This is a genomic window from Oscillatoria salina IIICB1 (assembly GCF_020144665.1).
Lineage (GTDB): Bacteria > Cyanobacteriota > Cyanobacteriia > Cyanobacteriales > SIO1D9 > IIICB1.
The window spans coordinates 1-13905 of sequence record NZ_JAAHBQ010000138.1 but is presented as its reverse complement, the minus strand read 5'-3'; the positions used below and the strand labels follow the sequence as shown (position 1 = coordinate 13905).

The 13905-nt window shown below is 40.5% G+C and carries 7 protein-coding genes; 2 read left to right on the top strand and 5 right to left on the bottom strand.

Annotated elements, in window-relative coordinates:
* Positions 1 to 53 precede the first annotated feature (53 nt).
* From G3T18_RS24430 to G3T18_RS24410, 5 genes are all read right to left on the bottom strand, one after another.
* Complete coding sequence (locus G3T18_RS24430) at positions 54 to 1475, bottom strand: SagB family peptide dehydrogenase (RefSeq protein ID WP_224413206.1); 1422 nt, start codon at positions 1473 to 1475, stop codon at positions 54 to 56.
* Between the two features lie 8 nt (positions 1476 to 1483).
* Positions 1484 to 3712: a TOMM precursor leader peptide-binding protein gene (locus G3T18_RS24425; RefSeq protein WP_224413205.1), complete on the bottom strand. Its 2229-nt coding sequence runs from the start codon at positions 3710 to 3712 to the stop codon at positions 1484 to 1486.
* Positions 3709 to 5322 carry a flavin monoamine oxidase family protein gene (locus tag G3T18_RS24420; protein ID WP_224413204.1) on the bottom strand — a complete coding sequence of 538 codons (1614 nt, stop codon included), beginning with the start codon at positions 5320 to 5322 and terminating at the stop codon, positions 3709 to 3711. The genes G3T18_RS24425 and G3T18_RS24420 overlap by 4 nt, the downstream gene beginning before the upstream one ends.
* A 168-nt stretch (positions 5323 to 5490) precedes the next feature.
* Positions 5491 to 5817 (bottom strand): hypothetical protein, encoded by a 327-nt coding sequence (locus tag G3T18_RS24415; protein WP_224413203.1) that lies wholly within the window; start codon positions 5815 to 5817, stop codon positions 5491 to 5493.
* A gap of 163 nt (positions 5818 to 5980) precedes the next feature.
* Entirely contained in the window at positions 5981 to 11767 is a 5787-nt protein-coding gene (locus tag G3T18_RS24410) for an AAA family ATPase (RefSeq protein ID WP_224413202.1), read from the bottom strand.
* A 211-nt stretch (positions 11768 to 11978) separates the two neighbouring features.
* On the opposite strand from G3T18_RS24410, the gene G3T18_RS24405 reads away from it, so the two are divergent.
* Positions 11979 to 13463 (top strand): alanine/glycine:cation symporter family protein, encoded by a 1485-nt coding sequence (locus tag G3T18_RS24405; RefSeq protein ID WP_224413201.1) that lies wholly within the window; start codon positions 11979 to 11981, stop codon positions 13461 to 13463.
* Between the two features lie 174 nt (positions 13464 to 13637).
* Positions 13638 to 13808 carry a hypothetical protein gene (locus G3T18_RS24400; RefSeq protein ID WP_224413200.1) on the top strand — a complete coding sequence of 57 codons (171 nt, stop codon included), beginning with the start codon at positions 13638 to 13640 and terminating at the stop codon, positions 13806 to 13808.
* The last annotated feature ends 97 nt before the right edge of the window (positions 13809 to 13905 follow it).

The window sequence follows — 13905 nt, the reverse complement described above, 5'->3', positions numbered from 1 at the left end:
TAGAATCTCGGAACGAAAATCAGCGATCGGGCTAAATTTCCCAACAATCAAATTCAAGGCTTGCTAGATAAAGCAAACTCGCCAACAGAGGACTCAATATAGTAGTCTGTTCCTACCACATCGGCAAATAAGTCGGCATTGCCACAACCCATAGCACAAGGGGCTAAGTTAAGGCTAGTTGCCACCAGATACATAGTCTGAAATACAGAACCCACATTTTTGAGAATGCTAGCATAGGCGATCGATTCGTAATGCCAGGTGATTCTAGGAAATCTAGCCGCTAAAATAATCAAAACTTGAGGAGTTTGTCTCTGAAAATTATTTTGCGCTGCTTCTAAGAGTAAAGTTTCCACTTGAGAAGTTAGAGTCGAGAGTAAAAAAAGTTGATGTTCTTGAGGATTGTAATGGTACAAACCAGAAGGAATGCGATCGCAACAATTAATTATTGTATAAACTTCTAATTCGTAGCAAGCTCCGGCACTAGGATATGGTCGATTACTCAATTCCTCAGTTTCAGTTTTGAGGATATTTCTCACTCTGAGGGAACGATAAAGAAATTCTCCCAATTGGCGATCGCTAATTGGTTGATTGCCATAATCTCGAATTGATTTTCTCTCCTCTAAAACCCAAGTAAAAGGTAAATCATTTTTTTTGAGCGCTTCAAGATCCGGTCTATATAAAGAAATACTACTCTCTGTCACCTGGGTTTTAATCGCAGGAAGTTGGGGAATTTTGTCCAAAAAGCGATAGGTTCTCCCCACAGGTTGGCGATGTCTTCCGGTTCTCACCTTACTGTGGAAAAGTAAATCGTGAAATTCCCATTGCACAAGATCGTCCTGTTTATCTTCGACAATTTCCCCCTCAATTTTAACTTCGGAAAGCATCTTCACAGCATCAAGTAAATTGAGGAATTGTTGCACCGCATTTGCAGAAATACCAGAAATTTTTTGGCATAGCTGAGAATAAGAGCATGGTTGATTGAGTTCCGATAAAATAGCACCTCCCCGCCAATCAGTTATTACCAACTGCACCTTAGATAGGGGTGATTCTAGCACTAATTGATTCTGCTGTCGGTGCAAGTAAGCAAACCGCGACAAAACATAAGACTGTTCGGGAGAAACTTCTTGAATTTCCCATATAGTTCTTCCTACAAGAGGAACCACTTTTGCTAGCGGTTTTCCATCTGCACAAAAAGTTTGACAGATCAGACCGAGGCGTTCAAACTGTTCCAGATAATAATAAAATTCAGGCAGCTTGGAAAATCCATCAGTTTCCTGAACCAGAGAACTCAGTTGTTCCCTCGTCCCTCCATTACCGCACAGAACTTGCCAAGCTTGCAATATTCCTGGCGAACAATTGGGCAAAGAAAGCGTGTTTGTGGAATAGCTACTACTTTGATAGTAAAGTACCCATACCTCATTTTGCTGCTCTAAGGATATACCAGATAAAAAAGAAAGTAGAGAATTTTTCGACATATCAGTTCTTAAAAAATTGACTGAGGATTTAATTGTTCTTCTGTTAGTGGTTCTGAGAGCCATCCTAACTGTACTGGAACTTTATAAAGTCGTCCCGGCGCTAATCTTCGCCAATAATGGCGCATCCCAGGAACAATCACTTTGACTACATTTAAATTAAGATCGGGACGAGTTTGATCTAGCACTAACATAGACATTCCCCTATTTTCTACAATTTTTTGGCAAGTTAAAACGTCATCGAGTAAATCTTCATGCCAAAACTGGGGATAGTCAGCAGAAATTTTTTCAGCTAAGGTAGGATGGGGAAGAAAATAGGGACAATCTTCAATAGTGAGTCGATCCGATTCATTATTGTTGAGAGAAGAATTTACCTCCCGTGCTACTAAAATCGGAGTAAGTGCTTGATTAACTTCAGTTAAGGCTCTGGTAATTGCTATTTTAGCATCAAAATGCGCTCCAAAACCAAATAATAACTGACTAACTTTTTTATTTAAGGTGCTAGAAATAGCGACAAATGTGGGAATGCCAAAATCGCTAGTGAGATCGAGAACCCAAATTAAGCGTTCAATTGTGCGGTAATATTTTTGTAATCCCAGAATATATGGGTCATCAAAACTTGCTAAATTTACACCTGGTCTTAACAAGCGATTGTACCACCACAAACAAACGCTATCCCGTTCTACTAATTCCATAAAGCCTTGCAGAATAGCTTCTTCAATATTATTTCCGGCTGCGGCTCCGTTAGAATCTGCCCAGCAATCAGGACTTTCAGAGCGAGGATATCCGTAATAGCAATAAGCTGTAGGTAAATATTTGAAAGTTCGATCCGTTAAAGACCAAATAGGAGTCCAGTCAATTATCCGTGAGGTATCGAAGGGTTCTGGTATTTTTTGATGGGGGGGACAATCTGCGTTCCAAAGATGTCGATTTTGATATTGTTTGGCACTAAAATTCAGGCAGGTATGGGGATGAATCGCTGTTTCACCTAAGTCTTGATAAGTAGCGCGAATGCGGATTTCATCGCCTTGAAATGTGCCAGAATAGCGTTCGATCGCTTCGCACAAACCGCTAGCTTTTGCTTGGTCTGCGGTTTTACCTTTACCACCACTGCGTCCCCTGACTGTTTGGCGGAGAAAATAAAGGTCGTCGAACATCAAACCAAAGTTATGTCCGGCTATATAGGTGTGATTCCGGTAGTGGGTAGGGTGAGAAAGGCGATCGAGATTTCGGACTACCCCGGTAATCGAACTGAGATGATGTCCGTATCGAGCTAAGGTTTCTTCTGGCGTAAGGCTGCGATATCCACCATCTTCGACAAAGGCTTTGGAACGACTTTGTAAATTGATGGGGAGAGGAGGGCGAGTAGGATCGGATAATTGAGGTTGACCGCAACTGCAACATTGCGGACGCGGAACTAACTGATGGAAAACCATTTCGAGCGACTTGAGATTCAGCGTTACTACCCCACCTTCTAACTGTTGACTTTCTGCTTGTGCAATCCATTTCGCCACTTCTGTAGCAGCTAAACCAAATGCAATTTGCAGAGTGGAAGGTAACGCAGCTTTAGAAGTCGGAAAAAAAGAAGATTTCTTTTTTCTTTGCTGGATAAACGCATCGACAAACCGATTTGCTCTTAATCGCTGCGCTAAACATTCCCAGCAACCTGTTTTTCCGGGGTGGAAAATTGGTCCGATCCACACCACAGTTCCCAGAGGTTTAACTAACATCCAAGGTTGCTGTAATTGAAGTGATTTTTGATTAAAACTAGCCAATTCATCGCGCAGGTAATCATCTGTTAAAACAACCTGATATTTTCCCTGCTGATTTACCTGAAGATGTAGCGCTTCTAAACTCGAGACAAATAAGTGAGTGGGAATATTACCAAAGGTGGTTACCGCTATTTCACCAGTTGGTGGCAAGTAAGCTCCTCGTCGATCGTCTAAAGGCAAACTCTCCCAAAAAGCATTTGTTTCAGGAGGTAGATTGCCCTTGTCATCTACAATATAGCCCTGTTGTTCTAATCGCATTAAAGCATAGTAAACTTCCGGTGCAGACACTTTATCTGCTAGTAAGTTAACCAACTCTTCTACCGTCCGAGAACCATCCAATAAAGGAGCTAAATTTTTATAGATTTGTCCAGTTAAAAATATGGGATCTTGCTCCCAGAGCAAAAAGACTCCTTCTGGTTCTACTACTTCTACATGAAAGCAATGTTTGAATCTCGGTTGCTGAATCACGGTCCTAAATCATAGTCTTTATCTAACCAATCGGGCCAGGTTAAATTGAAGTGGTCTTGTAACACTTTTTCCGCACTATTGAGAGCACCTTGCACCCAGCCCTGAACATTTGAATAGCAATCTCCGCAAATATAAATATTTTGCTCTGGGATTGGACGACGGATTTGTGGGATGATTTCCCAAGGCTTACATAGAGGAGTCCAAGTGTGCCATCCGCCGCCATAAGGGTCTTTTGTCCAATCTAAATAGAAGGCAGCATAGGGTGAGGGCAAATCTTCTAAATTATGCAATTCTTTAAGCTGCTGTTGGGCAGTAAATACCATCTTTTCCGAAGCTGTCAGTAATTCTCGATCTGAAGAATTAACATCTTCTTTCATTACCTGCCAAAAATTTGTGGCATGACCATCTGTGAAACTAGCCATCATCAAAGAGTTTAAATTTTGAGGTTCTGGTGGAGTTTTCCCCCATGTTTGCTCGCCTTCTGTGCCAAAATAAAAGCAGTTACGGATGGGTAAATCGGTGATTGATGTACCATCCTCAATTTGCAGTTTTCTCCACCAAGGATAGGGATAGCAGAGAAATAATTTGAAGGCTGGATTTGTGCTTACTGCTTGCAGATTGCGGCGCAATTGAGGATTGCGGAAAAAGAAGTTATTTTGGTCAAGCAACTCTAGAGAGCGTTTGGGCATGGCGAGAATGAGATGTTTGGCAAATACCGTAACCTGATGTTTTTGGGTTCTGTCTTCAAAAGTTAGCTTTAATAAGGGGTTTTGGGAATTGCCATAGGGTGCAAAACTAATCAGGCGATGTTGCCGGTGAATTTGACCGTTGTGTTTTTGAAATTCGGCGGCTAAAGTTTCTGGTAATTGTTGATATCCCTGTTGCAGGGTTTTGGCATCATTCCAGGCATTACGATTTTCTAAACCTGGGTTAACCATTTGTACTTCTATTGCTTGGGCAGCATTCCAAGTACCGTAGTAGAAGAAATAGCCGTTGGTATCGGCACTAAATTTATAAGCTTCGTGGCTGAGGGTTTTGAGTAATAATTCCCAAAGAGCCATATTGTAGAGGTATTGACCGTCTACTTGCCAGGTTTCCCGCAGGTGCTGCCATTTTTCTAAGCTAGCTCGATCTCCTAGTTGGATATTTTTTAGTTCGGGTATTAGTTGTAAAAAAGCTTTAGCTGTCAGTTCTGCGGGATGAATACCTTGTTCGTCTTGGCGGAGATTGTAGGGGACTTTTGTTTGGTTGGTGAGGTCTTCTTCTCTTTGATAGAGATGTTTGCCTCTTAAATAATAAAGGTTGTTAGGGCTGCCTACAGGAAAGGGTTTGGTGGGAATGTTTAAGTGGGTAACTAATTGAGAAACAATTTCTTGACAACCGAGAAACCCCATGCCACCAAATTCGGCGATGACATGGGGCATTTCGGGCATGGGAACTGATAAAAGCCGCCCGCCAAGGCGATCGCTCAATTCATAAAGATGCACTTTTGTGTACTTCTTGGAGGTAGCTAACCGCCAACTAAGATAGGTTCCTGAAACTCCACCTCCTACAACTGCCACATCTATAACTTGGTTGGCATCTATACCTGTGAGTTCACTTGCAGTCATGATTTTTGTTTTCTACAACACATCGAGAGTTAATCGTTCCTTTAACTCAGAGTCTAGCCATGCTCTAGCAATGAGTTGAGAACGCTTGCATTGATAAATTTTGCTCTTCTTTATACCTCTGTTTCGAGAAACAATGTTGTTTCTTGAAACAGAGATATAGCAGAGGAATTAACAGCAGGCAGGGATCATCGCTTCAATTTCTGGGGCAAGCGTGCCTCTCGTCCAAGCTGATAGCTGTTCTTCGGAAATATCTGCGGGTTTTGGCGGTAAGGGAATACGCCAAACTACATTACTCCCTTCCGAACCAATACTCCAATTATAAGTAGATTGGTCAATATTCACTTCCACGCCTTCGGGAATTTCAATTCCTTCCTCTTCAAGGGTTCTTCTGGGGTCAGCAATTAATCTTTCATTCAAATCCGAGTCTAGCCATGCTCTGGCAATGAGTTGAGAAATGCGATCGCTAATTTCTTGCCAATCTGCTCTTAGTACCATGTTGCCAAGTTTTCTAAATTTTGTGTAAATACTCTCATAAATCATATACCAATGAGCAATAACTTGCTATAGTTGGACGAAGCTGCGAAAAGCTTTTAAATTTCTCCCTCTCTGCTATCAAGTTTCTGCGAAAAGCGCTGGGTAATCCTACCCCAAACAAATTTTATTCACCAACTTCAGTAGTAACTTCGCTGTCATTTAAATGCTTTAAGACCCAAGGTCGATCAAAAACCATCTGATAAATACGATTATTGACTTGAAGATAACCCTCTCGCTTAACGACTAACCCACAGATCAGCAATTCTGTTTCTTCAGGACTATTCACCGCCATAACCTGTCCTTGATGTAAAATTTGTTGGTAAAGTTTGAGCAATTCTCGCGCACGCTGCTTATCCCTGAGTAAGCGATCGCGAATCGTCCTCAAATGTTCTGGTTGGTCTTGCGATTCCCAATTTTCGATAATTTGCGATCGCACTAACTCTTCGACATAAGTAGCTTCCTCATTCGTCGGAATCGCCGAATCCGCACTACAAATCAACTTACAAACCTTTTGAGTCAAAAAAGGCTGTCCCCCCGTCCAAGCAATCACCTCTTTCAATAAAGTTTGTGGATTACTCACTCGTTTAGTCAATCCTTGCAGTAAAGGTTGCGCTTCATGGACTTGAAAACCCTTCAATTGAATTGCTTGACCGACATTAAAAGGAGTACCGTTTTTATCTTGAATCAATTGGGAAGGAGTCGCCACACCTAACAAAACAAAATTTAAACGTTGATAGTCGGAACTATCAGCCCGTTTGTTATAACAAGTACGGATAATACTAAAAAATGCACTACTATCAAACTGAAGATCGAGTACGCCATCGATCTCATCGATAAAAATAATAATTTTTTCCTCAATAACCCTTAACAACACTTCATTAATAAATTCTGATAAACGCTGCGCCGGCGACAAGAATTCATGTTCTCGCCACCAACCACGAAACTTGACTTTATTTGACAATTTCAAACCACTAACTAAAAGATAAGTAAAACCTGCATACCACTGCTCCAAACTTGTCTCTGGACTGCTAATTACAGAAATATCGATCGCCGTACAAGCAAACCCTTCTGCTTGCATTTTTTTCAGAATTTGAACGCACAAGCTAGACTTCCCCATTTGTCTAGTATTCAAGATATAACAAAGCTGCCCCAATCTTAAAGCTTTATATAAATGTCTGTCTGCCGAGCGTACCACATAAGTAGGTGCATCGAGCGGCAAACTTCCCCCTACTTGGTAATTATAACTTGAAGGTTCTTCGGCACTTCTGAGCAGAGAATTTTCGATGACTAATTCTGATTGGGTAGCTTTAAGAATTTCGACAGTGTGCAATAATTCTTGAGTGCGTTCTGCCACTTTTTGCTCTAAAGTTCGGTTATAATCTTCTAATTGTTCGTAGAGATAGGCATTTTTTATCGAAATAGCAGCTTGAGCCGCAATAATTTTTAAAGTTTCGACTCGTTCCGGAGTAAATGCACCAATAGCTAAATTATTTTCTAAGTAAAGAATCCCAGCTAATTTCCCTTGATTGAGAAGAGAAATGCAGAGAATTGATTTCGGTTGAGTGGCGATAATATAAGCATCGCGAGTAAATTGTCCTTCATCCGTGGCATTATTCAAGACCACATTTTCGTGGCTGCGAGCCACATAGTTAACAATCGCTGTTGAGAGCCGAGGAATATTAGTTGCCGGCTCTAGAGAATCTACCGGAATCGATTGTAAAATAGTAATCTCCTCGGACTCCATTGCTGCTTCTATTACCCAATTTTCGTTTTTTTCTAGGATGAGAAAACCCTTTTGGGCGCCGGCATTTTCAATCGCCGCTTTCATCACCTGTTTTAACAATTGCTCGAAGACAATTTCCCCAGAGATAGCTTGCGAGGCTTTCATTACTGTGGCTAAGTCAAAAACTACCGAACTATTATTACTACTAGAAGTAACAGTTCCTTTTATCGTCTCGAAAAGAGTCTCCCTGGTATCTAAGTTAGTCTCGCGGTTAACTATAGGAGTCAGTAATTGAGGATAACGTTTTTCTAAATCCTTCAATTTAGCTTTTGCTCCCCAACGAGCATAAGCGTAATAAGCATTAATTAAATAAGTTTGAGCAATTGGTTGGAAACCCCAAGCAAGATAAAATTTAGCTGCTAATTCTTGAGCTAAAGCTTCTTCATTGACGTACTCATGTTTTTGAGATTCAGCAATAGCACGTTTGTAACAGTCCATTGCTTTGAGATTTTGACCAAAAATTCGATAGCGTTCTGCCTCTACTAAATAAAACTTATGCAGGTAATTCATCGGGGCAAATTTTGCCCATTTCCGCATTTTTTTCTGATTAGCTTGCACCTTAGCGAGCAGTTGTTTTTGCTCTAGTTTTGTCCTGTTTAGATATAACCCCAGTCGAGATAAAGAATCGTAAAAATAAAATAGAGGAACAAAAGGTGAACCTACCACCGCTTCTAGATTTTTTTCAGCTTTTTCGGCGCTTTCAATTGCTTGTACATAATCGGCAAATAAATAGCAGAGGATAAGTTTATTGAAATATAAATTGTAAGCAGCAATTTGGTCATTAGCGGACAGATGAATTGGCAGCATTCTCTGTTCGTCATACACTTCGCCGTTTAAAATACAAGGGTTTTCTGAGTTGCCAATTAAATTTAAAACTGCTTGATGATAAATTTTATTGTAATTAAGGGCAGTTTCTTGTTTGAGTTTAACTATTGCATCGTTGTAAGTCGCCATTTCTTTGGCAAGTTCGGTTAGTTCTTTACCGATAGCATATAAACGAAAACAGTATTGGTGAATTGAATAAGCAGAAAAGTCTAAATCTCCTGTTTCCAGTCCATTGCAATAAGCATCCAATAAAGGTGTTACTCCTTCCTTGGCATGATCTTTCCAATGAAAGATAAAATTATAGACATGAAATAAGGTTTTAGTTTTGACTTCTTTGGCATTTAAACGTTCTAACAAATTTAATGCTAGCTGCCCAAATTTATAACCAGTTTCAATGTCTCCGACTATGCCACAAAGTATTAGCCCATAAGTAGCATAAACAACTACAGAGCCAGAAGTGTTACCGTATTTAACTGAGAGTTTTAGTTGTTTAAATATAATCAACGGATACAATTGAGGAGCGCTTATATAAGCAGCAGAATGGACGCTTAAGAGAATTTGCATTCTTGCTAAATGTAATGGCTCGCTCATCCTGGGTAAATTAATGAAATCGGCTGGACTTTTCCGAGCTAAAGTTAACTTTGTTCCCAGCATGCCCAGCAAAATCTTCAAATTACTTGTTTTTTTGGGAAAGTTAATTCCTAACAGTTTAACTACTGATAAAGCTGTCTGCACTGCTTTTAAAAGTTGGTTTTGTACTGTATAAGCTTGAATTTTGATTTCATAGGTTTTTATTTTGTCCAAAAGCGATTTTGCACGGTCGAGCGCTATGTCAGCTAATTGCTCCATCTGGGCAAAATCAGTGCTGAGATAAGCTGCTTCAGCAGCTTTTTCATATAAGGCTAGTGTGAGATGATATTGATTATTCCAGCTATCAGGGGCTAAAAGCTCTATTCCTGTGTTTAAATACTTAACAGCAGCAGCATAAGCTGTTGCCGCTAATGCTTTTTTACCCGCAATTAAATTTAGTTGTGCTAGTTCATCTCGTTCATCTTGATGAATGATAAGACTGATGCTCGTGTTCAACTGGTTAACAATTTCAAAAATATTTTCTTCTCGTGATTCTAGAGGAATATTTCTCAAAAGTAGTCGTCCAATTTTCAGGTGTATGGACTTTTTTTGTTCTTCGGGAATTAGAAAATAAGCGGCTTGCTGGACTCGGTCGTGCAGAAATTTGTAAGAAATTGTTATTTTTTTCAGTTCGTTGGTGATGGCTGACTGACTACTGAATGATTGCTCATCCTGGAAGAATTTGTAAATTTCATTTTGGGGTAATACTAAACCTTCTTGTAATCCTAACCACAAATCTGTTGCTGTTTCTGCCTGAGATTTTTCAGAAACAATTGCTAGCTTATCTAAGTCAAATTGATTGCCAATACAAGCTGCTAGTTTTAAAACTTCTTGAGTCTTTTCTGGTAATTTTTGCAATTGGGCAGCCATAAATTCAACTACGTCATTGCTGGCTGCTAATGACTTGACACGGGCAATGTCACACTGCCAGGATCGAGAATTAAAATCAAAAGAAATTATGCCATCTTGATGTAGAAATTTAAGAAACTGATTAGTGAAAAAGGGGTTGCCATTAGTTTTCTGATGCACTAATTCAGTTAAGGGTAAGGATCTTTCGGAAGGACAATTTAAGGTGTCGGCAATCAAACGATTTAGATCGGATACATTTAATGGTGCGAGGGTTATTTGATTAATTGTGGCGTGATTTGACCGGATTTCATTTAATGTTAATATCAGGGGATGACTTGGATTAACTTCGCAATCGCGATAGGCTCCTAAAAGTAAAAAGTAGCCGATTTTTGCTCCGGTCATTAATAGTTTAATTAATTTTAATGAGGCGGAATCAGCCCATTGTAAGTCATCTAAGAAAATAATTAGGGGATGTTCTTTGGTGGCAAATACTTGAATGAATTTTTCAAATAGGATATTGAAACGATTTTGGGCAGAGGTAGGGGGGAGTTCTGGGACTTCTGGCTGTTTGCCGATGATTGTTTCTAGTTCGGGAATAACATCGATAATTACTTGTCCGTTTTCTCCTAGTGCTGATAAGATTTTGGTTTTCCATTCCGCTAGAGATGAGTTACTTTCTGTTAGTAACTGCCGCATTAAATTCTGGAATGCTTGCACTAAGGCAGAAAAAGGAGTATTCTTTTTAAATCGATCGAATTTACCGGAAATAAAGTAACCGCGTTGGCGAACAATGGGTTTGTGGACTTCATTAACTACGGCTGTTTTCCCAATTCCCGAAAAGCCTGCTACTAGCATCATTTCGGTGGTTCCCTGACTGATTCGGTCAAAAGCGGCTAGCAAGGTGAAAACTTCTGTTTCTCTACCGTAGAGTTTTTCGGGAATAAAAAAGTGGTCTGAAATGTCTCTTTGTCCTAAGAGAAATGGGGCAATTTGACCGTTTGTTTGCCATCTTTCTAAACATTTTTCTAAGTCGGAGCGGATTCCAAAAGCAGTTTGATATCTTTGTTCCGGGGTTTTGTTCATCAATTTCATGATGATGTCGTTAACCATTTGGGGAATGGTTGGATTGACTTCAATGGGAGGAGTTGGTTGTTTAGCCAGATGGCAGTAAACTAATTCCATTGGGTCATTTGATTGGAAGGGTAGTCGGTTGGTTAGTAGTTCGTAAAGGGTTACTCCTAGGGAATAGAAATCGGTGCGATAATCAATACCTCGGTTCATTCGTCCCGTCTGTTCGGGGGATATATAATTTAGAGTTCCTTCTAGGACGTGAGGATTTTGAATTTCCTGATTTTCTTTGGGTAAAAGAGAGGAGATGCTGAAGTCTATTAGTTTTACTTGCTTAGTTTGGGGATTAATTAAAATATTGTACGGTTTGATATCTTTATGAACGATCCGATGAGAATAAAGTCCTTCTAAACTTTTGGCGATCGCGATCGTTATATTAAGTATTTCTTCTAGGCTCAGGTTTCTGGAATTGGCGTACTCTTTTAAGGAGATACCACCAAAGTCTTCCATTATCAGTGCAAAACCATTGCGGTACTTTTCTAGGCTGATGAAGGAGATAACCCCAGGCAGGTTGAGGTTTTTGGCAATGATGTACTGATTGCGGAACTTTACTAGTTCGGAAAAGGTGGGATACTCGCTTTTGGATAGTTTGACGACGATCGGTTTCTGGTTTGATTTTTTAATCCCACGATAGACTAGGGTTTTGTTTCCGTCATAGATTTTGTCGTTTATGCGATAGCCTTTAAGTGTAACCATCAACTTTGTTATCTATTTCATCTACTTTACGATGATGATAACTGAAGTTCAGTCTTCTCCGCCTGAGAATGCGCTTTCTTAATTGGTTACTAGCGATTGGTATCACAACTTGCCAGAGGGAGCAAGATATTGTATATAAATTTAAAAGATAATTAAATCAAGTTTAACAATTTTGCCATTGCTAAGGAAAACATTAGCGATTTTATCAACAGTGTCAGTTCGGGAGCCAACTGTAGTAGTAAATAGCTCTACTGACATACTCTCGAAAGTAGATCGAATTTTTGCGGCAATTGTCGCGGCGATCGAGCAAGTATTTTTCTTTGAGGTTGGGGGCATACCCTTCATCGTTTTGTGGATGATTGGTGGAGGTATTTTCTTTACCTTGCGCTTGAGTTTCATTAACCTGCGGGGGATGAAACACGCAGTGGAGGTACTTTCTGGGAAATACGATCGTCCAGAAAAATCCGGGGAAGTCTCGCATTTTCAAGGGTTTACTACTGCTTTATCAGGAAGCGTGGGCTTAGGGAATATTGCCGGAGTAGCGATCGCTATTCAATTCGGCGGTGCTGGTACTGTATTTTGGATGACTTTAGCCGCCATCTTGGGAATGTCGATGAAATTTATTGAATGTGTATTAGCACAAAAATATCGTTCTGTCAACCCAGATGGCACAGTTGCAGGTGGTCCAATGTACTACCTGAGTCAAGGATTAGCAGAAAAGGGACTAGCAGGCGGAGGAAGAGGATTAGCAATCTTGTTAGCGATTTTCGCAATTTTCGCTTGTTTTGGTAGCGGAAATATGTTTCAGGCAAATCAATCCTTCGCGGCTATTTCTTATCTGATTCCTGGGTTGCAAAACTATGACTGGTTGTATGGAATCGCGATCGCCTTTTTAGTCGGATTAGTGATTATCGGCGGTATTCAACGTATCGCCGCAGTTACCAGCCGTCTATTACCCTTAATGGTAATAGTCTACATCCTCAGTTGTTTCTCGATTATTTGCCTGCATCTCAACCTTATTCCTAGCGTCGTGAGTCAGATTATCCAAGAAGCATTTTCACCTCAAGCAGTAGGTGGAGGTGTAATAGGCGTAATTGTACAAGCAATACGTCGCAGTACCTTTTCCAACGGAGCAGGTTTAGGATTAACCGCGATCGCCCATTCAGCAACTCGTACCGACGAACCAATTCGAGAAGGAATTGTTGCCTCAATTGAACCATTCATCGACACCGTAATCATTTGTAACTGTACCGCAATGGTAATTTTGCTTTCAGGAGTTTACGGTAGTTCAGAAAGCTTAAACGGAATCGAAATCACCGCAGCCGCTTTTGAACAAGTCGTCAGTTGGTTTCCCTTGATTTTAGCCGTGGTTGTCTTTTCCTTCGCCTTTGGTACAGTTATTGCCCATAGTTACTTTGGCGAAAAAGCTTGGGTATATTTGTTTGGAGAGCGTAACCTAATCGTCTTCAAACTGATGTTTCTAAGTTTCCTCTTTCTCGGCGCGATCGCCAACCTCGGATCGATAATCGACTTCAGCGACATGATGCTTCTCGCAATGGCAATTCCCAACATCATCGGCTGTTTCCTTTTATCCGGACAAGTCGCCACCGATCTGAAAGATTATTTTGCTCGCTTAAAATTAGCACCCACGATTAGAGACTGGGGATTAGGAGGAGGGGAAAGACAAGGAGGATAAACTGGTAACTGGTAAATGCACCGTACGCATTCACTGATAAGGTAAACCCAGTCCCCAGTCCCCACTCGCCAATTCATAAAAAATCTTGATACCACCGAAGTCGCTTTTCTCAGATACAATTACAGACTGGTATCAGCAAGCAGAGATAATGAACATCAATTAGGGAGAATGTCAATGTCTACATCTACAATTTCTCGCCCAGTACCAACCAAAGATCGCCAAGCGATGGAAAAAATGATGAAGTCCATCTATCAAACCGACCAACAGATAAAATATTTACACTTGCAGGCAGAAGTAGAATTTCTCTGGCAGCAACTACAAACAATGAAAAAGAACCAACAGTAAACCAAATAGTCGCGATTTCTTCGAGGGGCTTCGCCTACGCGCTTCAAATGCGACCACAATTAGTATTTAGGGAAAATCATCTAACTAGCAGCCAGTG